The following is a 26,997-nucleotide window of genomic DNA, read 5'->3' on the forward strand; positions in this document are numbered from 1 at the left end:
ACTGCCTCTCTGTGGTCTCGCCGCCGTGGCCGGTGGCGATGACACAGAGTCTGCTGTGCGGCGCGAGGGTCACCCAGACCTCTGGGATTGGTAGGCATCCCGTGCCTACCCATGCCAGGGTCACCCTCGCGCCGCGGGGTCGTGCTAGACGGGCCGCAGCCGGTAGCCGTAGCTGTAGGGCCGGTTGGCGTGCAGCAGATACTCCTCCAGAGGGGGCGCGCCCCAGGAGTCGTTGCCGCCCACGCCCGTCTGGCGGTGGTTGACCCCCAGGACCGTCTCGGGGCGCCGCTTGAGCTCGTGCGGGTGGCGCACGCCCTCCAGGTCGAAGGGGGTGTAGTGCAGCGCGCTCAGCTCCAACGGCGCCTGGTCCTGGCCGGTTTCGGCCGCGATGCGCAGTCCGGTGCCGTTCTTGGCGGTGAGGGAGGCGGAGCGTACGTCGGTGACATTGCCGGTCTGCTGCGGCCGGATGTACGCGGTGAACTGGTCGTCCACCGTGCTGCGGTAGCGGCCCACGAAGGCGCCGGTGTGCCGGTCCCAGTAGTTCTCCTGGGGCCCGCGCCCGTACCACTGGAAGGTCTCCAGGCCGGGCGGCAGGGTCAGCAGGGCGCCGACCAGCGGCAGGTCCGGCAGCCCCGCTCCGGGCCGCAGGGTGTGCCGGACCCGTACCTCGCCGTCGCCGCGCACGGTGAAGACGGTGTCCCAGTGGGAGGTGGCGGGGGAGGTCGGCAGGGTGGCCGTGACCTCGATGGTGACCTCGCCGGGGGCGGGCTGGGCGGCCTTGACCGAGGTGACGGTGCGGTTCTTCCCGGCGTCCCGCCAGGTCCGCAGCTTGGTGTGGGCGCTCCGCCCGATGTCGTTGTCGGTGGGCCCGCGCCAGAAGTTGGGGACCGGGCCGTCCAGCAGCAGCGCCTGGCCGCGGTGGCGGAAGGCGGACAGCGTCCCGGCGGCCTTGTCCAGTACGACTTCCAGGTCGCGCCCGCCGACGGTGATCTCGCGCGCCGTCTCGGTGAGCGTCAGCGGCGGCAGGCCGGCCGGACCGGGGTCCGCGGGGGCCGGGGCGTTCCAGGGCAGCGCGAGCTGCTCGGCCGCCACGCTGTGGCCCGCCTTCGCCCAGTCGGTGTCCTCGCGCAGCACGAAGGAGAGGTTGAGCCAGTACTCGGCGCCGGGCGCGGGCCGCGCGGGCCGCCGCAGCGGGAGGCGCACCGTCACCTCGGCACCCGGCTCCACCTCCGGCGCCGGCTGTCTGCCGTGCTGGACGCGGTGGCCGTCGCGGGTCACCTCCCAGCGCAGCTCGTAGTCCTCGAGCCCGGTGAAGAGGTTGCGGTTGGCCACCTTCACCGTGCCCGCCGCCAGATCGGCCGCGCTCACCCGTACGGTCTGGTAGACCTTCTTGACCTCCAACAGCTCCGGCTGGACCGTGCGGTCCGGGGCGAGGAGACCGTCGCAGCAGTTGTTGGCGTCGTTGGGATAGCCGGGCTTCCAGTCGCCGCCGTAGGAGAAGTAGCTGCGCCGCGGGTCGCCGGGCACCGGCAGCCGGATCGACTGGTCCACGAAGTCCCAGATGAAGCCGCCGTGCAGATTGGGGTAGCGCTCCAGGATGTCCCAGTACTCCTTGAGGTTGCCGGTGCTGTTGCCCATGGAGTGCGCGTACTCGCACAGCACGTACGGCTTGGGGTTGCCGGACTTCCCGTACGCCTCCACCTCCCAGGGGTCGGCGTACATGTAGCTCTCGATGTCGGTGACGGCGTTCATGCCCTCGTAGTGCACGGGCCGGGACGGGTCCCTGCGGTGCGTCCAGTCCGTCATGGCCCGGAAGGTGGTGCCCTTGCCCGCCTCGTTGCCCAGCGACCACATGATCACGCTCGGGTGGTTCTTGTCGCGCTCGACCATGGAGCGCATCCGGTCCACACAGGCCTCGGTCCACTCCGGCAGGCTCGCCGGGACCTGGTTGCGCACCCCGTGCGTCTCCAGGTTGGCCTCGTCGATGACGTACAGGCCGTACTCGTCGCACAGCTCCAGCCAGCGCGGGTGGTTGGGGTAGTGCGAGGTGCGTACGGCGTTGATGTTGTGCTGCTTCATGATGCGGATGTCCTGCACCATCCGCTCGTAGGGGACGGCCTGGCCGTGGTCCGGGTCGGTCTCGTGCCGGTTGACGCCGCGGAAGACGATCGGCTTGCCGTTGACGGTGAACTTGCCCGGCCCGTACGCCACGGTGCGGAAGCCCACGCGGGTGCGCTGGACGTCCACGCGCTTGCCGGAGGGGCCGGTGAGGGTGACCACGAGGGTGTAGAGGTTGGGGTCCTCGGCGGACCACTGGGCGGGGGCCTTGACGGTGGTGCGCTGCTGGACCGTGACGTCCTTGTCCTGGCCGAAGCGGATGTCCGAGGCCGGCGGTCTGGGCAGGACGGGTCTGCCTCGGTCGTCGTACAGCTGGGCGGTCAGCCGGTGCTCGCCGGGCGCGGTGCTCCCGCGGTCGCGCACGGTGGCGGTGACGGTCAGCTCGGCGTCCCGCGACGCGCCGTCCAGATCGGTCCGTACGTGCAGGTCCTGGAGGTGGACCTGCGGGATCGAGTACAGATACACATCGCGGAAGATCCCGGACAGGTCGATCATGTCCTGGTCCTCCAGCCAGCTGCCGTCGGACCACCGGTAGACCTCGACGGCCAGGGAGTTCTCGCCGGCGTGCAGCCGGTCGGTGATGTCGAACTCGGCCGGGGTGTAGCTGTCCTCGCTGTAGCCGACCTGCTCGCCGTTGACCCAGACGAAGAACGCGGACTTCACGCCCTGGAAGGAGAGCAGGGTGCGCCGCCCGGACCAGGCGCGCGGGAGGGTGAAGGTGCGGCGGTAGGAGCCGACCGGGTTGAAGGACAGCGGGACGTTGGGCGGCTTGGGCTTCTCGTAACCGGTCCACGGATAGGGGATGTTGAGGAAGATCGGCTCGGGGTAGCCCTCGATCTCCCAGTTGGAGGGGACGGTGATGCGGTCCCAGCCGCTGTCGTCGAAGTCGGGGAAGTGGAAGTCGAGCGGGCGCTGTTCGGGGTTCTTGGACCAGTGGAAGCGCCAACTGCCGTTCAGGGAGCGGTAGTAGGGCGATCTGGTCTCCTCGCCCGCCAGCGCGGCACCGGTCGAGGCGTAGGGGATCAGCCGGGCGCGGGCGGCCTCCCGGTTGACCTGGAAGACGCGCGGGTCGGCGTTCCACTCCGTGCCGGGGGCGGCGGTGGTGCCGGCGGCTGCGGCGAAGGCTTGCTTCTGGGCGCTGAAGGCGGCCCAGCCTACGAGGGCGGTGCTGGTGGCGAGGAACGACCGTCGGTTCATGCGGCGTACGTTCATGCGACAGCTCCGAACGCAAGGCAACAGGAATCAGCAGGATCGAACGGATGACGGGTCCAGGACAAGACCTCGCGCACGACGTGCCGCTGGTGCCCCACACGTTCAGCCGGACAGCAGCACCACTTCCAGCCTGCGCGGCCCGTGCACGCCCTCGACCCGGTCCAGCTCGATGTCGCTGGTCGCCGACGGGCCCGAGATCCAGGTCAACGGGCGGGCGGGCGTCAGCCGTTGCAGGGCCTGCGGCACCGAGTCCACCACCTGGTCGGGGACCCGCACGACACAGATGTGATGGTCGGGGACCAGGGTGATGCGGCGGCGCCCCTGGTCGGGGCCCCCGTCCAGCACGATCGTGCCGGTCTCGGCGACGGCCAGCGCACACCCGGTGACCACGCTGTCCACGGCGTCCAGCTCACCGGCGGTGCTCGCCGCCCGGTCGGGGACGCGAGCGGGGCCGTCGGCGGGCAGCCACCACGGCGGCAGCCGCGGCGGTACGAGCACACTGCCCGCCCCCGACAGCAATGCGGCGAGCAGCGGCGCCAGCCCCTGTGCGTCGGTGCGGTGCACCACCGCCCGGTAGTCCGCGAGGTTCTCCGCCAGCAGATCGACCCGCTCCGCCTCCGTACGCCTGCCGTGCACCTGGAGATAGTCCCGCGCCACGGGCGGATCCTGGGGCCCCTCGCCGCGCGGCACATCCGCCAGCGCCCGCCTGATGCGCGCCAACACCACGTCCCTGCCGCTCACTTGGCGCCTCCCTCTCCTTCTTCGGCTCGATTGCGCTGCCACCAGTCGCGGAAGGACTCCGGCGGCACGGCGGGCAGCTCCCGTGTCGCGGACCAGGCGCGCCCGGGCCCGGGAAGCCGGCGCGGATGCAGCCCGCGGGTGCGCGCCGCCAGCCGCTGGCCCGCGCGCAGCACCCCCGGGTGCCCGAAGGCCCAGCCCGCCGCCCGCAGCGCGGCCCGCTCCGCCGCATGCCCCCTGGCCGGTTTGAGTACGGTGCGCACCCCGCGCCGGGTGACCGTGCCGCCCTCCACCACCCGCTCGCGCAGATGCACCAGCACCTCGGGAATGTCGATGGCGACTGGGCAGACCTCGTAACAGGCCCCGCACAGCGAGGAGGCGTACGGCAGCGAAGCCTCCAACGCACCCTTGGTTCCCCTCAGTTGGGGAGTGAGGATGGCGCCGATCGGCCCCGGGTAGGGCGAGCCGTACGCGTGCCCGCCGGCCCGCTCGTACACCGGGCACACGTTCAGGCAGGCCGAGCAGCGGATGCAGCGCAGCGCCTGGCGGCCCACCGTGTCGGCGAGGGTGTCGGTGCGCCCGTTGTCCAGCAGCACCAGATGGAAGGCGCGCGGGCCGTCGGCGTCCGTGGTGCCCGTCCACATCGAGGTGTACGGGTTCATCCGCTCGGCCGTCGAGGAACGCGGCAGCAGCTGGAGGAAGATCTCCAGATCCTGCCAGGTCGGCACGACCTTCTCGATGCCGACGACCGAGATCAGCGTCTCGGGCAGCGTCAGACACATCCTGCCGTTGCCCTCGGACTCCACCACGACCAGCGTGCCGCTGTCGGCCACCATGAAGTTGGCACCCGAGATCCCCACCTTCGCGCGCAGGAACTTCTCCCGCAGATGCAGCCGCGCCGCCTCCGCCAGCTCGGCGGGGGAGTCGCCGAGCCCCTGCGGCGCGGCCCGCCCCCAATTCCCCATCTCCTGGGCGAAGATGTCGCGGATCTCGGAGCGGTTGCGGTGGATGGCCGGGACCAGGATGTGCGAGGGCAGATCGTGCCCGAGCTGCACGATCAGCTCGGCCAGATCGGTCTCGTACGCGCTGATGCCCGCCTGCTCCAGCGCCTCGTTGAGGCCGATCTCCTGCGTCGCCATCGACTTGACCTTGACCACCTCGCGCTCGCCGGTGGCCAGGACCAGGCGGGTGACGATGCGGTTGGCCTCGGCGGCGTCCACCGCCCAGTGCACCTGCCCGCCCGCGGCCGTCACCGCCTCCTCCAACTGCCCCAGATAGTGGTCGAGATGGCGCAGGGTGCGGTCCTTGACGGCGGCTCCTGCCGCCCGCAGACGCGCCCAGTCCTCCAGTTCGGCGACGGCCCTGGCGCGCTTGTCGCGGATGGTGTGCGTGGCGTGCCGCAGATTGGCGCGCAACTGGCGGTTTTCCGTGGCGATCGCCGCTGCTTCTGGAAACACAGGCATGCCCAGATACGTACCGCTCACCGCACATCCCCTTCCGTACTCGCCAGAATCTCCGCGATATGCACCGGCCGGACCGCCGCCCCCTGCCGGGCCAGGGTGCCGCCGATGTGCATCAGACAGGAGTTGTCGACCGTGCACACCGCCTCGGCGCCGGTGACGCACACCTGGCGCACCTTGTCGGCGCCCATCGCGGCCGAGACCGCGGCGTTCTTCACCGCGAAGGTGCCGCCGAATCCGCAGCACTCCTCCGCCCCCGGCAACTCCCGCAGCTCCAGGCCCTTGACGTGCGAGAGCAGCGTGCGCGGCCGGTCCCCGAGCCCCAGCATCCGCAGTCCGTGACAGGTCGGGTGATAGGTGACCGAGTGCGGGTAGTACGCGCCGACATCACGCACTTTGAGCACATCGACCAGGAACTCGGTCAGCTCGTACGTCCTGGGCACCACCTGTGCCGCGGCCCGCGCCAGCTCCTGGCCGCGGCCCTCGGCGGCCGCCTTGGCGCCGATCCGCGGATAGTTGTCGCGCACCATCGCGGCACACGACCCCGAAGGCGTGACGATGTAGTCGAAACCCTCGAAGGCCCGGGCAAAGCGGCGGACAAGGGGCTCGGTGGCGTGCCGGTAGCCGGTGTTGAACTGCGGCTGCCCGCAACAGGTCTGCTCCATGGGGAATGCCACCTCGACCCCGAGGCGTTCGAGGAGCGTGATCACCGCCCGCCCGGTGCCGGGGTAGAGCGTGTCGTTGACGCAGGTGACGAACAGCGCTGCCCGCACGTCGTCATCTCCTTTCACCGGCCGTCGGCCCTGGCGGGAAGCCGCCCGCCGGGTGCATGATCACCATTTGGCTCATCCTGCCCCAGCGGCAGGCGAAGGAGAAGGACCCGGGAGCTAAGGACCCACGCACCATGACGAGCGCGCAACACATAGCCCACAGCGACCCCGCGCCCGGCGGCGCGCGGCCCCCGTCCCAACTGCGCCAGCTGGCCGCCGCCTCGGTCGGCAACGCCGTGGAGTGGTACGACTGGTACGCCTACTCCTTCTTGGCGGTGTACTTCGCCGAGCAGGTCTTCCCCCAGGACACCGGCAACTCCCTGGTACCGCTGCTGTCCACCTTCGCGGTCTTCGCCGTCGGCTTCTTCATGCGCCCCATCGGCGGGCTGCTGATGGGCGCGGTCGCCGACCGGCACGGCAGGCGCTCCGCCCTGACCGTCACCATCCTGCTGATGGGCGGCGGCAGCCTGCTCGTCGCCATCACCCCCACCTACGCCAGTGCCGGCGTGCTGGCACCCGTCGTCCTGGTCCTGGCCCGCCTGGTCCAAGGCCTGTCGGTGGGCGGTGAGTTCGCCGCCTCCACCACCTTCCTGGTCGAATCGGCCGGACCCGGCAGGCGCGGCCTGTTCTCCAGCTTCCAGTACGTCTCCACCACCATCGGCCAGCTGCTCGCCTCCGGCACCGCGGCCCTGCTCGCCGCCCTGCTCAGCGAGGGGCAGATGGGGCAGTGGGGCTGGCGGGTGGCCTTCGCGGTCGGCGCCGTACTGAGCCTGCTGGGACTGTGGATCCGCCAGGGCGCGCACGAGACCCGCAGCGCCGAACAGCAGGCCGCCGCGCGCCCCGGCCTCTTCGAGGCGCTGCGCCGCCACCCCCGCCAGTCCCTGCTGATCTGCGGCATCACCGCGGGCGGCACCCTGGCCTACTACACCTGGACCACCTACCTGCCCACCTACGCGCAGGTCAACGCCGGTTTCGACAAGGGCGACGCGCTCACCGTCGGCACCATCTCGCTCGCCTTCTTCGCGCTGCTCCAGCCGCTGGGCGGCATGCTCTCGGACCGGATCGGCCGAAAGCCGCTGCTGCTCGGCTTCGCCCTGGGCTTCGCCGTCCTGGCCGTACCGCTGCTGCACCTGGTGACCGACGCCTTCATCTCGCTGCTGCTGGTCCAGTGCGCGGGCATGGTCCTGCTGACCGGCTACACCTCGGTGGCGGCCGCCGTGAACGCCGAGGTCTTCCCGGCGCGGGTACGGGCCGCGGGGATCGGCTTCCCGTACTCGCTCACCGTCGCCCTCTTCGGCGGCACCGCCCCCTACGTCGGCACCTGGCTGAAAGACGCGGGCCACCCCGACTTCTTCCCCTGGTACGTGGCCGCGCTGTGCCTGGTGTCCTTCGTCGTCTATCTGACCCTGCCGGAGACCTCCCGCCAGAAGCTGGAGACCTGAGGCCCTGCGCGGGAAGGCGTGAGAGGCCCGGTGCGGGAAGGCGCTACTTGTACGCCACCAGCGCCGCGTTGGCGCCCGGCGCCTCGAACGGCACCTTCTCGATCCGCTCGAACCCGGCGGCGGCCAGCCACGCCGCGTACTCCCGCGCCGAGTAGTTCCGGCCGCCCTCGGTCTCGATGAGCATGTTCAGGCTCATCAGGGCGGCCGGAGCGGGCCCGGTCTGGTCGTCGTCGACCATCAGCTCACTGATCACCACCCGGCCGCCCGGCTCCAGCGCCGCATAGCACTTGGCGAGCAGCTGACGGTCGGTGGTCTCGTCCCAGTCGTGCAGGATCATCGACAGCACGATCACATCGTGCCCGCCCGGGAGTTCGCGGTCGGCCAGGAAGTCGCCGGGGTGGGTGCCGATACGGTCGGCCATCCCGGCCTCCTCGGCCTTGCGCTCGGCCACCGGGCACACCTTCGGCAGGTCGAAGACGGTCGCCTTCAGCCCCGGATAGCGGCGGCACAGCTCGATGGCGTACGCGCCCGAGCCGCCGCCCACGTCCAGCAGCCGGGACGCCGAGGAGAGGTCCACCGCGCCGCCGAGCCGCTGCGCGGTCCACGACGACAGCCCGTGCATCGCCTCCCAGAAGACGGACAGCAGCTGCGGGTCCTCGGTGTCGAACAGATGGGGCTGGCTGTCCGGGTCCCAGGTGGTGGGGCGGTTGCTGCGTACCGCTTCGGAGAGCTGCCCCCACCCGTCGTACAGGCGCCGGTCCAGCATCCGCACCCAGCCCCCGAAGTGGTATGGGCGGCCCGGCACCAAGTAGGCGTCGGCGAGCGGGGAGTTGACGAACCGCCCCTGGTCGTCGAGCTGGAGCAGGCCGAGCGAGGCACAGCCGGTCAGCAGCATGCCCGCGGGCCGCTGCTGTACGCCCAGCTCCTGGGCGCACTCCTCGGAGGTGGCGCCGCCGAGGCGGTCCAGCAGGCCGAACAGGCCCAGTTCGTCGGCCGCGGCCAGTGTCTTGAAGGCCCAGAAACCGCTGGCCAGTTCCATCAGCGGCAGCGGCGAGACGTCGGGCGCGGCGTGGTGGGGGGTCGTCACACATTCCTCCGGTGGTCGATCGGGCGGGCGTACGTTCGTACGCACGCGACCGTGATCAACTACCACGTGTGACGGGCCGCCACACACGCGGTGCACGCACAAGCGTCACCAATACGCCACATTTCCGGGACCCCCACGCGAGGCGCCGCCCCTCCCTGGGACGGGGAGGGGCGGCGCCGAGGTGCATGATCCGTCGGACTCGCCGGATCGGCGGATCCGTCAGACGAGCCAACCCACGAAGTGGACGAAGCCGGCCAGCAGGTTGGTGAGGAAGTTCATCGGGACGTTCTCCTTGTGCGATTCATGCTGTACATGGGACCAACACCCCGCACCGGAAAGGGACTTCGGCCGGGGGCGCGTTCACGGTCTGCAGCCCGTCGCTCGCGCACCGTAAGCATCACCCGCCGCGCCGGGCCCGCGATACCCCTCCCGCACCGCACCACACGTTCCAGGGAACATCCGCTCCCCAGTTCGCGCGTTCCTGCCCCTCCCTGTTCCCCTCTGTTCGCCTCCGTCTTCCTCCGTCTTCCTCTGTTGCCCTATGCGGCACCCTGTGCGAGATTCCGGCACAACCGGTCCAGGGCCGCCACCGTCTCCTCGTACTCCCCGGCCGTCACATCCCCCAGCATGCGCGCATGCGTGGCCTGCACCACCGTCCTGAGGTCCGCATGCGCCCGCTCACCCTCGGGCGTGAGCGCGTACGACTCGACCCCGCCGGCGAACCAGCCCCGCGTGACCAGGTCCTCAAGGGCCTCCTCCAGCGTGATGGCCCCCGGCCCCCGGAACGGCCGCATCCGCTCCGCCAGCTCCGCGGCGCCGAGCGGGCCCCCGGCGACGCTGTTCATCGTCTGCCAATGCCGGCGTGTCAGCCCCCGCCCCGCCAGCGCCTCCTCGAACTGCTCATTGATCAGCCCGTCCAGCCGCTTCAGATAAAAGCCGATCGGTTTCAGTGCCCGCTCATCGATCCCCCTGCACTCAGATACATGTAAAATGACAACTAATTGTTGATCAGCATGAATGAGGGGTGCGCCATGAGCAAGCCGGACGAGGCGGCGGAGATCGCCGCGATCGAGCGCGCCCTGGTCGCGATGCGCCGCAGTGCGACCCGCCGCACCCTGGCCCGGCTCGCCGACCAGGAGGCCGAGCGCCCCGCCGTACCCCGCGCCGTCTTCGACGTCCTCGACGTCGTCGAGGCAGCGGAGGAGTCCGGCGAGCCCGTCGGCGTAGGCAACGTCGCCGAGTCCCTGAGCGTCGACCAGCCCCGGGCCAGCCGCCTGGTGGCCGCCGCGGTATCAGCCGGCTACATCCGCCGCGAAGCCGACCAGAAGGACGGCAGACGCACCCCACTGGCCATCACCCCCACCGGCCGCGCCCTCCTGGAACAGGTCCACACCTTCCGCCGCTCGGTGGTGGAACGGGTGACACGAGACTGGCCGACCGACGAACGAGCCGCCTTCGCCCGCCTGTTCACCCACTTCGTCGAGGGCGTCACCGAACTGGGCGAGCACGACGCGCGAGGCTGAACGCCGCCTAATCCGGGCGGCTGTCCGATCCTCCGTAATCGGGGCTGGTGAAGTCGGGGCTGACGAAATGCGGGTGGGGGGAGGGCGGAGGAGCCTCCTCGGGGCCGGTGAAGTCGGCCCGGGAGTAGCCCAGCGTCGGGGAGCGGGACTCGCGGACCGTATCGGCAGCGGGGTCCCTCAGCGCCTCCCGCAGAAAAGGGACCACCCCGTGCTCACGCAGCGCACGCCGCCACGCCTCACGGGCACGGTCGACTTCTTGCGTCAACTCGTATTCCTCTGCGGCGCGTTGGGCCTCGGGGGTGTTGCGCAGGGCCGTGCTGACCAGGCCCCCCACTGCGACGAGGAACGCGGCGCCGGTGAGTCCGGCGAAGACCCAGCCCACGCTGATCATTGGCTTGGCCACGGCCTGGCCGGGCTCCAGCCCCCGCAGGATGTAGCCGGTCAGCAGGAAGACCACCGCGGCGACGCCGAAGAGGACGGGGGCGAGGGTGGCCAGCACGCCGGTCAGACCTATGCCCGTCGAACTCCTCTGGTGGCTCCTGACGACGACGGACCTCTTCGCGCGTCCCGCTGCCGCCGCCGAGGTGCGGCGCCGTTCCTCGTCGTTCGTTCCGGGGTCCTGCTGTCCGGGTGTGGTGGAGGACGGGCCGGTCGGGGTGCGCAGCGTCGCGCGGAGCCGTACGTAACGCTCGTATTCGATCGTCGCGCATGCGGCGATCGCGGATGTGGCGCTGAGTGCCATGGTGCGCAACTGCTCGGTGTCGAGGCGCGCCCCGGTGTCGGCGGGATCGGGGCGGTATTCCTCGGTGCGCAGCGCCTCGTCGAGCGTCCGCTCGAAGTCGGCGCGGTCCTCATCCAGCAGGTGCGGCGTGCGGGCTGAACGGGGCTCAGTACGCACGGCGGCGCTATCGGCCGGACGATCGTGACGTGGTTGCGTTCGTGGGCGCGATGCGCTGACGGACCGAGTCACCCCGTCCGGCACTGCGCGGCTTCCTTGAAGCGGTACGGCTGAAGCCTCGGCAACTGGCTCGGTCGAGTCCGCCTGGGGCGACGACTGCGGGGAAGACGACTGCAGGGAAAGGGCCTTGGGGGCCGCTTCTTTGAGCCGGACGCCCAGGATCGCTGCCGCCACCCGCCGCGGGAGCGGCACGTCACGCCTGCGTACCCGGCGCGGAGCGGGCGCCGCACCATCCCGCCCGGCTCCGAGGACGGCAGCGGCGACACGGCGTCCGACGGTACGGGTCATCGCAGCGGCTCCTCTCGGTCGCCTGCCGTATCGCGCGGGACGGCGCGTGAGCGGGCCGCGGGAGAGGTGGAGCGGCGCGCCATCCGTTCCGCGCCGAGGGGGGCTTGCTCCTCGACGTGCGATTCCACCGCCTGTACGGGAGGCCGTGCGGCGGGCAGCGGAGCGGCAGGCGGCGCGGCAGGCGGCGCGGCCGCAGGCGGAGGCGCTGGCGCGGCCGCTTCTGCCGTTGGCTGATCACCTGCCTGCCCTCCGCCGCCACTCGGCTGCGGAGCCCCCTCGACCGCCTGGCTGACGAATTGCAGGCGCGCGATCTGCGTGAGGATCACTGGTGCCGAGGCCCCGACCGCGACCGTCGCGTACACACCGCTGATCTGCCCGGTGAGACCGAAGAGCATCGCCGCCGCGCCGCCCAGACCCGCATGAAAGACCAGCGCTATGGGGTCGGCGAGCGGGTCGAAGTAGTCGGCGAACCGAGGGACTTCACGCTCCTGGGCATCCGGATCCTGACGGTGGAGCCGACGTGCGGCCTGCCACGTGAGCAAGCAGTTGTACGCATCGATCAACCCGCGCAAGGTGCCACCGGCAGCACCGAGCAGGAGCAGCATTCCCGGACCCACAACACCCCCGGCTGGAGCGGAAGTCGCCTGCCTCGAAGGGCAAGCGCGAGGCCAGCGTAAGGGCACGCCCTGCCGACCGGAAGGCGAATCCGCCGGGTCGCACGTGCCCCTACAGCTCGTCGTCCCGGGCCAGTTCCTCCCACGGGATCGCACGGAGCGCAGGATCAGCACCGTCGTCTGACGGGACGTTTGGGGTGGACTGGAACCAGACGACGGTGAGCACGGAGCGGTGCAGCACGGGGTCGTTGTCGGGGTCGACCGCTGTTGAGCGGAACGCGCCGATGCAGGCCACGGAGGGCAGCACCTCGACGGGACCGAATGCCCCGGCGGTCTGTTCCGGATACGCGGGGGAGGGCGGGACGAGATGAACCGGCGCGGCGGGAAAGGCGCGTTCGGCGGTCCGCAGGAGACCGTTGACCGTCATGTCGTTGACAGGCTTGCACGGATAGCCCTCCAGCATTCCGCCATAGGTTGAGGACAGGCGTAGCTCAGAGAGCTCGATCGACCGACCGGAGGAGCGGACTACACGGCTCAGCGACATGCCCACACCTTATGCGCAAGATCGACATGTAGGCGTGCGGACTATGGGCTTCGCCCACCGACCACATTCCCGTACCGACGCGAATGGCCGTCCTAGCCAGAGGTGTTGAGGAGAGCATTGCCGCGGGATGAGCGCCAGTAATATACGGCGCGTCCGCGGCGCTGGCGTTCCACCAGTTCTGCGGCGTGCAGGCGGGTGAGGTGGTACGAGGTGGAGCCGGGCGTCAGATAGTGGAGCCTGGCCAGCTCTGTGGTGGTGTGGGCCTTGCTCAGGCTGTTGAGAAGTGCGAGGCGGGTGTGGCCTATTACTTCGGCCAGGGACTGCTCGTGCGTGGGGCGGCCGATGGACGCGTGCACCGGATAGATCAGCAGGGTGCCGCCTTTCTGCAGCGGGGCACAGAGCGCGAGCCTCCCGGTGAAGACCGACGGAACCAGTACGAGCGACGAGGCCGACGCCACCTCGCCCTCGTACCGGGTGTCCAGCTGCACAGCTCCGTTCTCCCAGCTCAGCGAGGGGTGCAGGCTGGCGAACACCGCGCTCATGCCGTGGCGGGTGATGACTCTGGCCTGACGAGCGACGTCCGCCTCCAATCGGTGCTGAACGGACGACCACTGCCCCGCTATGAAGTGCTTCCAGAATTGTTCGAGTTCACCCGCGAGCCGCTCCGTGAGATCCCGCTCCTGCCGCTCCAGCCGCGCCCGTACCGCGTCGCTGACCTGCTCCAACTCGGCGTCAGGCAGCCAGGGGCAATGGTGCTGCCGCCACCGGCCGCCGGAGAAGAACGCGGTCATCTCCCGCTGCACCTGCTCCGTCGGAGTCGTGGCGATCCGATGCAGCTGCTCCTGTAAGTCGGGGGAGTAGCGGGCCGGATGTGGCGTGAGGAATTCAGGGAGATACGCGGAATACCCCATGCACAGGGCGGTCAGGCACTCCAGACGCCGTTCCGCCAGCACCCGTCTCGCCTCGCCGCTGAGGCGACCGCTCCCCGGCGGCAGCGCTCCCGCCAGCACGGCCGATGTCGCTTCGACCACCGGTGACATAGCGAACCGTGCACCCGCGAGCTGTTCGGTCGACATCTCGATGCGCAGCATTCCCTGCCCCTTGGCTCGACGATATTTTGAAAACATTCGAATCGTCCGCCATGCGCTGAAACGCTATGGCGCATTGGGGCAAAAGGGCAACGGGCGCTGTTGGCAATCAGCCACGAGAGTGCCATGCCACAGCCCCTTTTCGCGACCGAAAATCTGACGCGTAGCGCACCGCACCGCGGCATCGACCCCGGCGTTATCTGAGAACTCACCCATACGTGCAGCCACTGCAATGCCGCGACGGATCACCGGTGTTCGGCACTTGGCGACGCACGACCCGAACTCGCCTCTCCTGCACCAGCAGCGCGCAGGCGTCGCGCTACCTCCGTGTGACTACCTTCCGGACTTCCTCCCCGCGCGCACCCGCACCCCCGCTCCCCGACCTCGGCCCGTCCTAGGCAGGTCCAGGGACACGGCGAGGATTTGAGCGCTCTCGAATCGATTGCCGCCGCCCGTGCCAATAGGGCCGAATTGGTTGCGCAAGCCAGGCGTCATCGTCACGCGGCGCCGGGAGCCAGCCCTCAGAAGACGGCTGCCCCCTCGCGCCGCTTCCTGCGGGCCTCGCGCACCGTCCCGCCCCGCACCACGCCGCCCGTCCTCGCTCAGTTACTGGATGAGGAGCAGAGCTTGTCCGAGCCCGCAGACGGCCGACCTCGTCGTGTCGGCGACACGCAGCACGACCGGCGCGGCCGCCGCCGAGCCGCCCTCGCTCTCACCGCACTCGGCACCCTCATCGCGGCGTCCGTCGGCGCGTACGCACTCATCGATCCCGGAGACTCCGCGGACAAGGAGGGCCTCGGGCGGATGGCTGATACGTCCCCTGCGTACACCGGGACGCTGCGGGAGCCTACCGAGGCGGAGAAGGACACCCTCCATGCCGCCGAGCAACGGCTGCTGCGGGACTGCATCCGTGGGCGCGGGTTCGCGTACCAGGTCGTCTCCCGCAGGCCGGTGCCCGAGGCACGCGACTTCCCCTACGTACTGGACGACACCGCATGGGCCCGTCGGCACGGCTACGGCAGCGATCTGCAACGCCAGGCCGAGCGGGTACGGCGCGACGACCCCAACCAGCGCTACTTCAGGAGTCTGCCGACGGAGCGGAGGGCGGCGGCTCTCGCCGCGGTCAATGGCATCAGCCCGAGCGGTCTGACCGCCAGGACACCGGACGGCATGACCCTCACCCGGAGTGCCGAGGGGTGCCGGGCGCAGGCCGAGCGGGGCCTGTACGGAGATCTGGGCGCGTGGTTCCAGGCCCGGTCCACTCTCGAAGCGCTGCGCGAGATGCGCGCCGAACGGGTGCTCGCGGACGCCGCGTACGCCAAGGCGGCCCGACCCTGGGCACGTTGCATGCGGGCCGCCGGCCACGACTACGCAACCCCTGGCGCCGTACGCCAGGCCGTGGCCACCGCACGGCCCTCTCTTCCCCGCGGCCAGGAGATCGCGCTGGCCATGACCGAGGCTACTTGCGCGCGTACCTCCGGGCTGGCCGCCACAGCCAAGCGCCTCGACCGGACGTACGACACCGAACTGCGGCGGCGATACCGGTCCGACGTCAACACCGGACTGCGCCTTCAGCTCGCCGCGCTGCCCCGGGCCCGCTCCCTCGTGGAGTAGGCCGAGGCGGCCTGCCCCTGAACAGCCGGACGTCACACACATCACATACATCACGCACATCACACGGAGAAAGGACCCGCAGCATGCGAAAGTTACGCACGATCCTGACCGGAGCAGCGGTCGCCGCTGTGGTGGGGGCGACCGCCCCCGTCGCCCTCGCCGACTCCACGGCACCCGCACCAGCGCCTGCCGGCCCCCGCGGCCAGGCCGCCGACGGCAACCTGTACGCCTACGAGGGGTACAACTACACCGGCTTCTGGTGCGGTTGGGTGGGTAACTCCAACCACTGGGGTCAGTGCCGCAACCAGGCATCGTCCCTGTGGAACAACGGCTATCCCGGGAACCTCGACGACGTCTGGGTGTACTGGCACACCGACGCGACGGGAGCCCGGCGCGGCGTCCACAACGGCGTCTACATCGCCGACCTGAGGACCGTCACCTTCGACGCGGGCACCGGATCGGGCTCGGGCCAGCTGCTCAACGACAACGTCTCCTCCCACCGCTGGACGAACCTCTGACCGTTTGGACGGGCCTCTGACCGTCGCACCACCGCGAACGCCGCGTCGACGCGCCTGCGAGCGCGCCGGCGCGGCCTCGCCGTGCCCTCCCCGATCTCTCGCGGAGGGGGTGTCGCACCGGCAGAGACTTCCCAGGACATAAGTTGCATCGATGGAAAGACAGCGGGAAAGCGAGCGCCGCCGCGTCGACAGACCGACTCGGCACTACGCCATCGCGGCCGCGGGCTGCTCGCTGCTGGCCGGTATCGCGAGCTGGAGCGGCCTGATACTGATCGTCGCAGGGCACACGATCCCCGGCTGGCTGATCGGCGCGGCGCTGCTGTGCGTGGCGCTGGTGCTCCTGGTCGTACGCGCCATAGCGCGCCGCCCGCCGCCCGACGGGGCCAACAGGCCGGAGTGGCCCCGCGCCCCGCACCGCTGGGTTCTCGCCACGCCCGGTGCCGTGGCCGCGCTGGGCACGCTCTTCGGCGCGGCGGGCGACCTGGGGGCCGACTACCGCATCCTGGACCCACCAGGCCCGGGCGGCTGCCGGGCCGTCGTCCGGGAGACATCGTTCCTGGTCACAGGCAGTGGCAAGGTCTACTCCGTGGGGAGCGGCGGCATCGGCTGGCGGGCGAGCTCCTGGACGGCCGACGACGGCTACCGTCCCATCGTCGCGGGGACGTACGCGCTGCGATGGGGCACCGGCGGAGGCACTCTGACCGTCGACGGCACCGCCACCGACCCGGTCTGGCCCGCCTTGCACGAGATCACGTGCGCCTGAGCGCTCCGCTGGTTGTGCGGTGCGTCATCCGCGGGTGCGTCGTGGCTGGCCGCGCAGTTCCCCGCGCCCCTATGGGGCACGGCCGAACCGCACCGGACTTCGGCAAGGCCGCTGAGAAGCGCTCCGGCACATCCCGGTCCGTCACTCCTCCCGGCACTCCGGATGGCCCCAGCCCCGCGCGCCCTTGGCCACCTTCACGCCCGCCTCGTACGACTGGCCGCAGGCACCGCACCGTCCGGCGAACTTGGCCGTGATGGTGCCCGTCCGCGGCCGTCGGGACGACGCGGCCGACTTCCGCTTCCCGGCACCGGAGGCACCCGAGGCACCGGAACCACCGGAGGCCGCCCCCGACCCGGACTCCACCCGCGGCACCGGGATCGTCTGCGCGCCGTGCGAGGTCCCGGCGGGCGTCTGCGATACGGCCGCGTCGCTGGCCGCCTGGTCGGCGATGGCGTTCAGCGGATCGCCGTCCACGCGGTGCGCCGGTACGTAGCGGAACTCCACCTCGCGCCCCTCCAGCAGGGCGTCGATGCGCATCACCAGCTCCCGGTTGGCGACGGGCTTCTTGGACGCCGTCATCCAGCCGTTGCGCTTCCAGCCCGCGATCCACTTGGTCACCGCGTTCATCGCGTACTGGGAGTCCATCCGGACCTCCAGCGGCACCGCCGGGTCGGTGGCCTCCAGCAGTTCGGCCAGCGCGGTCAATTCACCGACGTTGTTGGTGGCGGTGCCCAGCGGGCCCGCCTCCCAACGTGTCGGGTTCCCCTCGGAATCAGCGACGACCCAGGCCCAGGCGGCCGGGCCCGGGTTGCCCTTACAGGCCCCGTCACAAGCAGCGATGATGCGATCAGACATCCCTCGATCATGCCACCTCGCGAGCCACGGTCCGCCACAGCAGGAGAGATGCCCCTCGGACCGGGGATGCGCCGTCGCGTCAGTGCGCCGGGTGCCCGGGACGGTCACGGCGTTGCCTTGGCCGCTCGACCTGAATGGTGGCGTGGGTGATGCCGTACGTCTCATCGAGCAGGGCCAGTACCCGGTCCAGGACCTCCGTGTGGTCCGCGCCGTCCTCGGCGATGACATGTCCGCTGGCGGAGTCCATGCCCGAGGTGATGGTCCAGATGTGCAGGTCGTGGACCTCGGCGATGCCGGGCAGCGCCGCGAGTTCGGCCTCGACGGCGGTGATGTCCAGGCCCTGTGGCGCCGCCTCCAGCAGGATGCGCAGTGCCTGGGCCATCAGCCGCGCCGCCCGCGGCAGGATGAACAGCCCGATCGCGACGCCCAGCACCGGATCCACATAGCGCCACCCGGTGACCATGATGATCACCGCGCCGACGATCACCCCGATCGACCCCAGCAGATCGCCGAGGACCTCCAGATAGGCGCCCTTGAGGTTGATGCTCTCCTTCGAGCCCGCGTACAGCAGCGTGAAACTGATGACATTGACGATCAGGCCGCCCACCGCCACCAACAGCAGCGGAAGCCCCGGCACCTCGGGCGGGGAGCCCCACCGCTGTACGGCCTCGTACAGGACATAGATCGCGACCGCGAACAGCAGCACGCCATTGGCGAGGGCGGCCAGCACCTCCAGGCGGTACGTACCGTACGTACGGTGCCGCGGTCCCTTACGGGCGGCCAGCGTGATGGCCGCCAGCGCCATTCCCAGGCCCAGGACGTCCGTGCCCATGTGCGCGGCGTCCGAAAGCAGCGCCAGCGAATTGAAGGCGATACCGCCGACGATCTCGGCGACCATATAGAGCCCGGTGATCGTGAAGGCGATGATCAGGGGCTTGCGGTGGCGGGCACCTGCGGTTGTCTCGTCCGGACCCGGAATGTGGTCGTGTCCCATGAGCCGAACCTAGCCGCGGTCCCACCGGTATATCGCCATTGACGCCGCAGGCGTACACCGATGCCGATGCCGATGCCGATGCGGATGCCTATACCTATACAGACATCCACGGAGACCCCCGAGCCCGGCGCCGTACATGGCACGCTGCCGCTTCGCGAGGAGGTCGTCCGTCCACAGCGGACGACAAAGAGAAATGGAAAGGAGGCTCGCCGCTCCTTTCCATTTTCAACTTATAGCGCACAGGGGGGCTTGCGGCAAGACCCGGGCCGTACCCCAGAATCATCGGCCGAAGCCGGAATTTGAGGAAAACGGAGTCGCGAAGTGCGTGTTGTCTTGTCGACGTATGGGTCGCGCGGGGACGTCGAACCGCTGGTGGGACTCGCGGAGCGGTTGCGGGAACTCGGCGCGGAGGTACGGGTGTGCGCGCCGCCGGACGAGGAGTTCGCGCAGCGGCTGGCCGGTGTCGGCGTACCGATGGTGCCGGTCGGCCAGTCGGCGCGGGCGCTGACCACTGCGGCGCCGCCGCCGTCGGCGTCGAACCTGCCCCGGCGCGCGGCCGAGTTGATTGCGAGCCAGTTCGATGTGATCACCGCGGCGGCCGAGGGGTGTGACGTACTGATGGCGACCGGCATGATCCCGGCCGCGGCCGGCGCGCTGTCGGTGGCCGAGAAGCTGGGCATCCCCTCCGTGTCCGTGACCTTCCAGCAGCTCACCCTGCCCTCGCCGCGCCACGCGCCGCTGGCGTATCCGGGCCGCCCGTTCCCGCCGGAGGTGACCGACAACCGGGTGCTGTGGGACCTGGACGCCCAGAGCATCAACGCGCTGTTCGGCGAGGCGCTCAACACCAACCGGGCGTCGATCGGCCTGCCCCCGGTGGGCAACGTCCGCGACTACGTCATCGGCGACCGGCCGTGGCTGGCGACGGACCCGGTCCTGGACCCGTGGCACCCGACGCCGGACTTCGACGTCGTACAGACCGGCGCGTGGATCATTCCCGACGAACGCCCGCTCCCGGCCGGCCTGGAAGCGTTCCTGGACGCAGGCACACCCCCGGTGTACGTGGGCTTCGGCAGCATGCCCATGCACGCGTCGACGGACGTCGCCCAGGTGGCCATCGAGGCGATTCGGGCACAGGGCCACCGCGTACTCCTCCGGCGCGGCTGGGCCGACCTGGCCCTGATCGACGACCAGGACGACTGCTTCGCCGTCGGCGAGGTCAACCACCAGGCCCTGTTCCCCCGAGTGGCCGCCGTCGTCCACCACGGCGGCGCGGGCACCACGACCACCGCCACCCGGGCCGGCGCGCCCCAGGTCGTAGTACCCCAGGCAACGGACCAGCCGTACTGGGCGAGCCGCGTCGCCGACCTGGCCATCGGCACGGCCCACACCGGCCCCACCCCGACCTTCGACTCCCTGACAGCCGCGCTCACAACAGCCCTCGCCCCCGAAACCCGCACCCAAGCGGCCGCCGTGGCCGCCACGGTCCGCACCGACGGCGCAACGGTGGCCGCACAACTCCTCCTCGACACGGCAGCCGGCCAAGAAACCCCGCCCACGCCCGCGTGAACCACACAAAGCCCGCCCATGCCCGCGTCGAAGACCACGCCTGCCATCGACGCGCCAGCGTTTCCCGCGGGCGCATGCATGACCCATGCATGACCCATGAGGTGGTGACTGCCGTGGCCGGTGCTTCCGAGCTCCGGCCCTCAGGCCCCCAATTCCGGAGACGCACTCGTCACACCACTGATCTGCGCCCCTCGGCCAGATCCCGAACCATGCCGGTGCCATCGAGGACCGCGTGATCGAAGGGGCAGGATGAGCGGCTCTGTGCTGAACTGGAAGAGCACCATCCCCGCCACCCCAGGCGGCCAGCATGACCAGACCTCCCAGACCTCAAGGGCCCGACCCGGCGGCATGGGCCCGCCAGCGCCGGAGCCGTCCCGCACGCCCACACCGTCCTAGAGCACGGCCGCCGGGACGTCCCTGGCTGATAGGGGCGGGCGGGGGCATTGTCGGGCTCGTAGTGGGGATACTCCTGCAGCTGCAGCCTGATGAGCCGCAGCAGCCGAAGCCGGCACCGACCGTGACCGTCACCGCCACGGTCACAGTGACCGCCAGCCCGCCACCTCCCTCGTCAGCACCCCCGTCGTCACCACCCCCTGCGTCGCCGGCCCCGGCGGTTCCTGAGGCGCCGCCTGCTCCGGAACCCTCGGCCGAGTCGTCAGGGTTCGTCTTCTATGAGAACTGCGACGCGGCTCGGGCGGCTGGTGATGCCCCACTGGTCCGCGGTGATCCGGGGTATCGGGACGCGCTCGATCGTGATGACGACGGCGTGGCCTGTGATCGTTAGCTGCGGCCAACCGACAGTCCCGCCATCGGTCACACTGGTTGTCGCTTACCGGCAGAAACGGCTCCACGACCGTCCCCGCGTCGTCCGTCAGCCGCCTCCCCTCATTCCCTCGACTCAGCGCGAACTGCCTAATACAGGGCCTCGCCCATAGGGGAGTTGTCGCCGACGATATAGGCGCGGATCGACGCCAGGTACGCGTCGCGGCCGACCAGGCCGTTGCCGTCGGCATCCAGCGCGTCGAATGCGGCGGCGGCGTTTCCGGGAGGGTTGTTCAGTGCGGTGCGCAGTGTTGTGAATTCGGTTTTGTCGAGGGCGCCGTCCCCGTCCGCGTCGGCGAGGTCGAAGAGCGCGCCGAGGGCGAAGCGGCAGATGTTGTCGAACTTGTCGGCGCCCACCCACGCGTTGTACTCGTCGAAGGTGAGTTTCCCGTCGTTGTTCGCGTCCATTGCGCCCCAGGCTTTGATGCCGTGCGTGCGGGCGGTGACGACGAGGGGGTCGTCCTCGGTGCGTCCTGTGGCCAGGACGGTCCGGTCGATGCGGGAGAGGTAGTCGTGCCGCGTGATGACCTGGTCCCCGTCGGCGTCCATCATGGCGAACACGCGCACCCTGGCGGCGGTGGCGGCTGTGTCGGTCGTACGGCTCACTCGCTCTCCTCCTGTTTGACGGGGGCTCGACCAGCGCTGTCTACCCGGGACGTTCCGGCTGCCAAGCTGCCCTTGGGAGGACGGGGGTGCGCAACGGCGTGCCGAGCAGGTATGCGCCGCTGGTGCACTTCGAAGTGCCGGGTCAGGCGATGGGCCCCTGGGTAGTCAAGCGCTCGTATATGCAGACGACTTGCTGGAGGGGCGTATGGTGCGAGGGCGCGGTATGACGGTGATGCTGGGGTCTTTGGCGCTGGTGGTCTCGTCGTTGGTGTGGGCGCCGGCCGGGCAGGCCGGGACGGGCGGGTACGAGGCCGCAATGTGCGCAGGCAACGCCCACGGCCGGTACGAACCGGCGCTCACCCTCCTGCCCCGGGAGACTCGCAACCACGCGGACGTGCGCTACACCTGCACCACCGCCCCCGGCCGCACCGCCCCGGCCACCGGTTCCTTCGACGCCGTCGCGCCGGCGGCGTCCTGCCTGTCGCTGTCCGGCGCCAGCGGCACCGAAACGGTCCGCTACGCCGATGGCACCCGGTCGGTGATCGTGATCGACGGCGCCACCACCGCCCGCGTCGCGGGCGTCCTGGTCGTCCTGCAGTCGGGCCGGGTCACAGAGGGGCGCGGCGAGGGCCACCTCGTACGCCGGACCGTGACCTCGCTACCCCAGCAACTGCCCACGGACTGCCTCACCTCCGGCCTTCATAGCACCCGGAGCGCGGTGCAGCTGGAGATCCTGCCGTAGCGGCGGGGTGCGACTGGATGCACCTCGGAGAGGCAGGCCCGGCCCGGGTACTGAATTCCCGGACTCGACCGGACAGGCTGCTGTGTTCGATGTTGAGTGGGGGAGAAGGGGCTGTCTGGGATTGGGGGTGCGCTGGTGGCTGAGGATGCCGGTGTGAGGGGAGGGTGTCTGGCGTGTGACCTCACGGTGGGCAGGGCTGTGCTGCCGGGTGGGAGCGTGTTGCGGACTGAGTTCTGGGTTGTTGAGCACTGCGTTGGGCCGCTGGGGCTGGGGACCGTCGTGGTGAAGCCGACTCGGCATGTGGTGCATGTTGCCGAGTTGACGGCGCAGGAGAGCAGCGAGTTGGGGCCCCTGTTGCGGAGAGTGAGTGCTGCTGTTACTGAAGTGATGCGCCCGGAGCAGGTGTATGTGTGTCTGTGGTCGCATGCCGACGGGGTTCCCGGCCATGTCCACTTCGTAGTGCAGCCCGTTGGGAAGCAGGACATGGTGCGGTTTGATGCTTTCGGCCCCGCGCTGCAGATGGCTATGGCCGAGGCGGGGCGCTTCCCCGGGGCGGCGGAGGTGGAGGGGGTCTGTGACCGGTTGAGGGAAGCCCTCGGGTCAGCCGGTTCCGCAGGGTCAGCTTGACTCAACAGGTGGCCGCCCTTTGCTTCACGTCCTTCACGGTCGTGGTCGTGCGCCCCGTTCCGCCCAGCGGCAGGCGATGGCGATGGCGCGGACCGAACCAGGCTGGTGCGCCGGCTGGGCGGTAAAGACCGGTTCGCGAAGGCTTCCCATGGCTTGGTGAGGCAGCGGCGCGTCCCGGTCAGTCGCCTGGCGTCGAGCAGCCGTTCCAGTGGCTGGTCCCGGGCGTGGCGCGGAGTGCGTGGTGGGTGGGGGCTGCTGGGAGCCGAAGGCGTGGCGGGCCGCGCGGCGCCAGTGGTTGGCGGCGAGGAAGGCCTGGTGGGCGGCGTCGGGCGGGGAGTCCGGTGCGGCCAGCGGCATGCGGTGTTTGACGGTGTCGCCACGGCCGCCCTTGAGTTTGATCTCGAACTGCCGCTCGCCGGAGTCCTCGTAGACCCGCTCGCGGATCTTGAGGCGGAGGCGCCTGCTTTGGCGGTGGTCGTGGAAGGAGCGGAGGCCGGGGGTGTCGTAGTAGAGGGAGTGGTAGCGGAAGGCGCGTCGGCCGTTGATGGTCAGGGCGCGGGAGGGCGTGCCGTGGTGCCGTGGCCGGGTGAGGCGGGCCAGCACGTCCAGGAACGTATCTGCGGGTACGAGATAGCTGCGGTCGAAGCGTGCCAGGAGCGCGGAGCGTTCGTTGAGTTCGGCGAGGGTGACGGGGCGGTGTCGTCGGCCGCTTCGGCTACGGCGCGTGCGGCGGGTATCGCCGCCGCGGTGGTCATACCGCGTCCAGTACGGGCTCGGCGGCACGCGCCGGCTCGGCGTCCGTACGCGCGGGGCGCGGCAGCGCTCTTCCCGGCTCGGGCTCGCGGTAGCGGACGTCGACGACCATCAGGTCGCGTACGTAGTCGACCTCCATGACCGTCCAGTGCAGCGGTTCGCCCAGCCGCCGTGCGAGGTCCTCGCGGAGCGCCGCGGGGTCGCCGTGCACGGTGTCGAGGGTGACGACGGTGCGTCGGGCGCGGGCGAGCAGGCGTGGGTGGTCGGCCGTGTAGACGACCAGCAGGAGTACGGCGCTGAGCGCGGCCGCCATGCCGAACGCGAGGTGCGGCAGGCCGCAGATGAGGCCGAGTACGAGGGTGGTGAAGTAGTAGGCGACCTCCTCGTGCTGGACGGCGTCGGAGCGCAGCCGGATGATCGACAGTACGCCGAAGAGCCCGAATCCCAGTGCCGTACCGCCGTTGCCGCCCACTTCGGCGAGGGCCGCGACCACGGTGAACAGGGCGACGTTCAGGGCCAGATACGCCGGGACGAGGTCGCGCCGCCGGTGCCTGGGGTAGTAGATCGCAAACGTCAGCACGCAGATGGCCGCGAGGTCGAGCCCCAGGTGCGCGGCGAGGTGGCGTAGGGAGTCCATGGCTTCGCTCTCTTTGGGTAGGTCGGAAGAGACCCAGACCTTATGAGAGCGGGAGGTGAACGTTCCCCAACTTCCAGGTGAACGAGGTGAATTCTTGATGGACCTGAGAAAGAAGTGTCTGGTATAGGACTCCGGGTGTCGCAATAGGCGCTCTTGCCGTGGTGGTGGCGGGCTCCAACTCACCTGCCGGGGGCTTACGTTGGTGCCTGACCGTTGGTCGGATCGCGAGATCCTGAAGGCTTCAGGCCGCGACGGCCTCGGGGGTTTCCAGCAGGTGGCGCAGGTCGCGTACGGCAGCCCGCCCCGCCCGGTTGGCCCCGATGGTGCTCGCCGACGGGCCGTATCCGACCAGGTGAATCCGCGGGTCGCGAAGCACGCGCGTGCCCTCCATGCGGATGCCGCCCCCTGGCTCGCGCAGCCGCAGCGGGGCGAGGTGGTCGATGGCGGCGCGGAAGCCGGTCGCGTACAGGATCGCGTCGGCCTCCACGGCCCGCCCGTCCGCCCACCGCGCCCCGGTCTCGGTGATCCGCTCGAACAGCGGCAGCCGCTCCAGTACGCCGCGCTCGCGGGCCCGCTGCATCGCCTCGGTCATCGGCAGCCCGGTCACCGACACCACGCTGCGCGGCGGCAGGCCCCGGCGTACCCGCTCCTCGACCAGAGCGACCGCGGCGCGCCCCTCCTCCTGGCCGAAGGGCCCCTCGCGGAAGAGGGGCGGCCGGCGGGTGACCCAGGTCGTGTCCGCGGCGACCTCCGCGATCTCCAGCAGGTGCTGTACGGCCGAGGTGCCGCCGCCGATGACGATCACGCGCTCCCCGGTGAAGTCGTCCGGCCCGCGGTAGCCGGCGGTGTGCACCTGCCGCCCGCGAAAGCGCTCCTGCCCCGGGAAGCGCGGCCAGAACGGCCGGTCCCAGGTGCCTGTCGCGTTGATCAGCGCACGGGTCTCGTAGGCACCCTCGGATGTCTCCACTCTCAGCCGTCCGTCGTGCCCCTCGCGCACCTCCTGTACGTGTACGGGGCGGTGTACCCGCAGGCCGAAGGTGCGCTCGTAGGAGTCGAAGTACGTGCCGATCACCGCTGAGGACGGGGCGTCGGGGTCGGCGCCGGACAGTTCCATGCCCGGCAGCGCGTGCATGCCGTGGACCTTGCCGTAGGTCAGCGTCGGCCAGCGGAACTGCCAGGCGCCGCCCGGCTGCGGAGGGCGGTCCAGGACGACGAAGTCCCGCTCCGGCTCGTACCCCACCCGCCGCAGGTGGAAGGCGGCGGCCAGCCCTGCCTGCCCCGCGCCGATCACCACGACCTCGACCTCACGCACCCCGGTTTGGTTCATGTTTCTACCAACTGGCCGGGGTGCGGAAATCTTCCCGCTCTTCCCGCCGTGGCTAGGAGGCCGCCCTGCCGCCTGATGTGCCCTGTCCGCAGAATTCGGCCTCGAACATGTTGTAGTAGAGCGCAGGATTCGGTATCCAGTCGCCATTGATGCTGAAAGTCAGCTGGTGCTCACCGTCCGTCGTGCTCGCCGTTCCGGAGAGCGAGCCGTTGACGCGGCCGGTGTGGCCGTGCACGGTCACACCGCACGACAGCTTGGAGGACTGGATTCCGAGGCCGTACGTGGTGCTCTTGTCCTTCGGGTCGACCTGCAGCCCGTCGAACATCGCCTTCATCTGCGCTGGCGGCAGCAGCTTTCCGCGCAGCAGCGCACGCGCGAAGCGGTTGAGGTCGTCCGCGGTGGAGATCAGATCGCCGGCGGCGCCCAGCCAGGTCATGTTCTGCTCGGTGGCGTCATGGATCGTGGCATCGGGCGCTTTCTCGTGGAGCCGGGTGTACGCCACGGGGTGCGGCTTCGGCAGCTGCGCCCTGGTGCCGGGGAAGGAGGTGTGCCGCAGCTTCAGCGGCCGCAGAATGCGCCGGGTGGCCTCCTCGGCGTACGAGCGGCCGGTGGCCTTTTCGATGACCATTCCGGCGACGACGTAGTTGGTGTTGGAGTAGGACCAGCCCTGGCCCGGTTCGAAGGCCGGCCGGTGCTTCATGGCGATCGCGACCAATTCCGCGGGCCGGTACGTGTCATAGCGGTGCGCCGGGAAGTCGAGGCCGGAGGTGTTTCGCCCGAACTCCTCGTCGTCTGTCATGTTGAAGATGCCGCTGGAGTGGTTCAGCAGTTGGCGCAGGGTGATCCGGGTGCCGTCGTGGCCATGGCCCCGTACCAGGCCGGGCAGCCAGGAATCCACGGTGTCGTCCAGGTCCAGCTTCCCCTCCGCCTCCAGCTGGAGCATGACGGTCGCGATGAACATCTTGGAGTTGCTGCCCGCCCGGAAATGCTCATCGGCCGACCGTTTCCGCTGGGTATCGGTATCCGCGAAACCCACCGCTGCGGACCATGTCCCCTTGCCGTCCCGCACCTTGGCGATGACACCGGGCAGCCCGCCCGCCTCCACCAATTGCCGCATCGCGTTCCGAGTCGCCTCATGCCCACTGGCGGGGGCCGAATCCGTCGCGTACGCGGGCGAAGCGAGTACGGTCGCTCCGATTGCGGCGCTCAATGTCGCGGCAATCAGAGCGGTACGAGCCGTACGGGCAGTGCGAGACGTACGAGCAGTGCGAGCCGTATGGGCAGTTCGAGCCGTACGGGCAGTGCGAGTTGCGCGCTGCGTCATCAGTGGT

Annotated in this window: 25 protein-coding genes; 8 read left to right on the plus strand and 17 right to left on the minus strand. The window is 70.3% G+C overall.

Features of this window, described 5'->3' with window-relative positions; genetic code table 11:
- Nucleotides 1–144 precede the first annotated feature (144 nt).
- From lacZ to AC4IJH_RS00390, 4 genes are all read right to left on the minus strand, one after another.
- Entirely contained in the window at nucleotides 145–3,315 is a 3,171-nt protein-coding gene (gene lacZ / locus AC4IJH_RS00375) for a beta-galactosidase, LacZ type (protein ID WP_490849368.1), read from the minus strand.
- A 117-nt stretch (nucleotides 3,316–3,432) separates the two neighbouring features.
- Nucleotides 3,433–4,071: a LutC/YkgG family protein gene (locus tag AC4IJH_RS00380; protein WP_490849369.1), complete on the minus strand. Its 639-nt coding sequence runs from the start codon at nucleotides 4,069–4,071 to the stop codon at nucleotides 3,433–3,435.
- On the minus strand, nucleotides 4,068–5,552 hold the full coding sequence (locus AC4IJH_RS00385) for a lactate utilization protein B (RefSeq protein WP_490849370.1): 1,485 nt from the start codon (nucleotides 5,550–5,552) through the stop codon (nucleotides 4,068–4,070). Before AC4IJH_RS00385 ends, AC4IJH_RS00380 begins: the two co-directional genes overlap by 4 nt.
- The gene (locus AC4IJH_RS00390; protein ID WP_490849371.1) at nucleotides 5,549–6,301 is read right to left on the minus strand and encodes a (Fe-S)-binding protein; all 753 of its coding nucleotides are present in this window, start codon (nucleotides 6,299–6,301) and stop codon (nucleotides 5,549–5,551) included. Before AC4IJH_RS00390 ends, AC4IJH_RS00385 begins: the two co-directional genes overlap by 4 nt.
- Nucleotides 6,302–6,432: 131 nt before the next feature.
- Between AC4IJH_RS00390 and AC4IJH_RS00395 the strand changes: the two genes are divergently transcribed.
- A complete protein-coding gene (locus tag AC4IJH_RS00395) occupies nucleotides 6,433–7,740 on the plus strand; it encodes an MFS transporter (protein WP_490849372.1) in 1,308 nt (435 codons plus the stop codon).
- A 43-nt stretch (nucleotides 7,741–7,783) separates the two neighbouring features.
- Here AC4IJH_RS00395 and AC4IJH_RS00400 read toward each other — a convergent pair whose 3' ends face one another.
- Both AC4IJH_RS00400 and AC4IJH_RS00405 read right to left on the minus strand, forming a co-directional pair.
- Nucleotides 7,784–8,827: a methyltransferase gene (locus tag AC4IJH_RS00400; RefSeq protein ID WP_490849373.1), complete on the minus strand. Its 1,044-nt coding sequence runs from the start codon at nucleotides 8,825–8,827 to the stop codon at nucleotides 7,784–7,786.
- Nucleotides 8,828–9,366: 539 nt separating this feature from the next.
- Nucleotides 9,367–9,672, minus strand: a complete 306-nt coding sequence (locus AC4IJH_RS00405) for a MarR family winged helix-turn-helix transcriptional regulator (RefSeq protein WP_490849374.1) — start codon at nucleotides 9,670–9,672, stop codon at nucleotides 9,367–9,369.
- 186 nt (nucleotides 9,673–9,858) lie between these two features.
- Between AC4IJH_RS00405 and AC4IJH_RS00410 the strand changes: the two genes are divergently transcribed.
- Nucleotides 9,859–10,350 (plus strand): MarR family winged helix-turn-helix transcriptional regulator, encoded by a 492-nt coding sequence (locus tag AC4IJH_RS00410; RefSeq protein ID WP_490849375.1) that lies wholly within the window; start codon nucleotides 9,859–9,861, stop codon nucleotides 10,348–10,350.
- Nucleotides 10,351–10,357: 7 nt separating this feature from the next.
- On the opposite strand, the gene AC4IJH_RS00415 is transcribed toward AC4IJH_RS00410, so the two are convergent.
- From AC4IJH_RS00415 to AC4IJH_RS00430, 4 genes are all read right to left on the minus strand, one after another.
- Entirely contained in the window at nucleotides 10,358–11,248 is an 891-nt protein-coding gene (locus AC4IJH_RS00415) for a hypothetical protein (RefSeq protein ID WP_490849376.1), read from the minus strand.
- Between the two features lie 344 nt (nucleotides 11,249–11,592).
- The gene (locus AC4IJH_RS00420) at nucleotides 11,593–12,201 is read right to left on the minus strand and encodes a hypothetical protein (protein WP_490849377.1); all 609 of its coding nucleotides are present in this window, start codon (nucleotides 12,199–12,201) and stop codon (nucleotides 11,593–11,595) included.
- Between the two features lie 121 nt (nucleotides 12,202–12,322).
- The gene (locus tag AC4IJH_RS00425; protein WP_490849378.1) at nucleotides 12,323–12,754 is read right to left on the minus strand and encodes a hypothetical protein; all 432 of its coding nucleotides are present in this window, start codon (nucleotides 12,752–12,754) and stop codon (nucleotides 12,323–12,325) included.
- 92 nt (nucleotides 12,755–12,846) lie between these two features.
- On the minus strand, nucleotides 12,847–13,845 hold the full coding sequence (locus AC4IJH_RS00430; protein WP_490849379.1) for an ArsR/SmtB family transcription factor: 999 nt from the start codon (nucleotides 13,843–13,845) through the stop codon (nucleotides 12,847–12,849).
- A gap of 624 nt (nucleotides 13,846–14,469) precedes the next feature.
- Here AC4IJH_RS00430 and AC4IJH_RS00435 point away from each other — a divergent pair.
- The 3 genes from AC4IJH_RS00435 to AC4IJH_RS00445 all read left to right on the plus strand — a co-directional run bounded on the left by AC4IJH_RS00435 (nucleotide 14,470) and on the right by AC4IJH_RS00445 (nucleotide 16,737).
- Nucleotides 14,470–15,456 carry a hypothetical protein gene (locus tag AC4IJH_RS00435; protein WP_490849380.1) on the plus strand — a complete coding sequence of 329 codons (987 nt, stop codon included), beginning with the start codon at nucleotides 14,470–14,472 and terminating at the stop codon, nucleotides 15,454–15,456.
- A gap of 83 nt (nucleotides 15,457–15,539) precedes the next feature.
- Entirely contained in the window at nucleotides 15,540–15,974 is a 435-nt protein-coding gene (locus AC4IJH_RS00440; RefSeq protein WP_490849381.1) for a hypothetical protein, read from the plus strand.
- 151 nt (nucleotides 15,975–16,125) lie between these two features.
- Complete coding sequence (locus AC4IJH_RS00445) at nucleotides 16,126–16,737, plus strand: hypothetical protein (protein WP_490849382.1); 612 nt, start codon at nucleotides 16,126–16,128, stop codon at nucleotides 16,735–16,737.
- Between the two features lie 141 nt (nucleotides 16,738–16,878).
- Here the strand turns inward: AC4IJH_RS00445 and AC4IJH_RS00450 are convergent, their stop codons facing one another.
- Together AC4IJH_RS00450 and AC4IJH_RS00455 are read right to left on the minus strand one after the other, a co-directional pair.
- Nucleotides 16,879–17,592, minus strand: a complete 714-nt coding sequence (locus AC4IJH_RS00450) for a ribonuclease H family protein (RefSeq protein WP_490849383.1) — start codon at nucleotides 17,590–17,592, stop codon at nucleotides 16,879–16,881.
- Between the two features lie 79 nt (nucleotides 17,593–17,671).
- Complete coding sequence (locus AC4IJH_RS00455) at nucleotides 17,672–18,586, minus strand: cation diffusion facilitator family transporter (protein WP_490849384.1); 915 nt, start codon at nucleotides 18,584–18,586, stop codon at nucleotides 17,672–17,674.
- A gap of 321 nt (nucleotides 18,587–18,907) precedes the next feature.
- On the opposite strand from AC4IJH_RS00455, the gene AC4IJH_RS00460 reads away from it, so the two are divergent.
- Both AC4IJH_RS00460 and AC4IJH_RS00465 read left to right on the plus strand, forming a co-directional pair.
- Nucleotides 18,908–20,152, plus strand: coding sequence for a glycosyltransferase (locus AC4IJH_RS00460; protein ID WP_490849385.1), 1,245 nt, complete (start codon nucleotides 18,908–18,910; stop codon nucleotides 20,150–20,152).
- A gap of 307 nt (nucleotides 20,153–20,459) precedes the next feature.
- Nucleotides 20,460–20,936, plus strand: coding sequence for an excalibur calcium-binding domain-containing protein (locus tag AC4IJH_RS00465; RefSeq protein ID WP_490849386.1), 477 nt, complete (start codon nucleotides 20,460–20,462; stop codon nucleotides 20,934–20,936).
- 128 nt (nucleotides 20,937–21,064) lie between these two features.
- Here the strand turns inward: AC4IJH_RS00465 and AC4IJH_RS00470 are convergent, their stop codons facing one another.
- Nucleotides 21,065–21,580, minus strand: a complete 516-nt coding sequence (locus AC4IJH_RS00470) for an EF-hand domain-containing protein (protein ID WP_490849387.1) — start codon at nucleotides 21,578–21,580, stop codon at nucleotides 21,065–21,067.
- 223 nt (nucleotides 21,581–21,803) lie between these two features.
- Here AC4IJH_RS00470 and AC4IJH_RS00475 point away from each other — a divergent pair, with 223 nt between their 5' ends.
- Nucleotides 21,804–22,322: a hypothetical protein gene (locus AC4IJH_RS00475; protein WP_490849388.1), complete on the plus strand. Its 519-nt coding sequence runs from the start codon at nucleotides 21,804–21,806 to the stop codon at nucleotides 22,320–22,322.
- Nucleotides 22,323–22,982: 660 nt separating this feature from the next.
- Here the strand turns inward: AC4IJH_RS00475 and AC4IJH_RS00480 are convergent.
- The 4 genes from AC4IJH_RS00480 to AC4IJH_RS00495 all read right to left on the minus strand — a co-directional run bounded on the left by AC4IJH_RS00480 (nucleotide 22,983) and on the right by AC4IJH_RS00495 (nucleotide 26,990).
- On the minus strand, nucleotides 22,983–23,732 hold the full coding sequence (locus AC4IJH_RS00480; RefSeq protein ID WP_490849389.1) for a VTC domain-containing protein: 750 nt from the start codon (nucleotides 23,730–23,732) through the stop codon (nucleotides 22,983–22,985).
- Nucleotides 23,701–24,339, minus strand: coding sequence for a DUF4956 domain-containing protein (locus AC4IJH_RS00485; protein ID WP_490849390.1), 639 nt, complete (start codon nucleotides 24,337–24,339; stop codon nucleotides 23,701–23,703). The genes AC4IJH_RS00480 and AC4IJH_RS00485 overlap by 32 nt, the downstream gene beginning before the upstream one ends.
- 241 nt (nucleotides 24,340–24,580) lie before the next feature.
- A complete protein-coding gene (locus AC4IJH_RS00490; protein ID WP_490849391.1) occupies nucleotides 24,581–25,666 on the minus strand; it encodes an NAD(P)-binding domain-containing protein in 1,086 nt (361 codons plus the stop codon).
- 52 nt (nucleotides 25,667–25,718) lie between these two features.
- A complete protein-coding gene (locus AC4IJH_RS00495) occupies nucleotides 25,719–26,990 on the minus strand; it encodes a serine hydrolase domain-containing protein (RefSeq protein WP_490849392.1) in 1,272 nt (423 codons plus the stop codon).
- Nucleotides 26,991–26,997: the final 7 nt, after the last annotated feature.

It is taken from the genome of Streptomyces sp. UF-297, assembly GCF_058245575.1.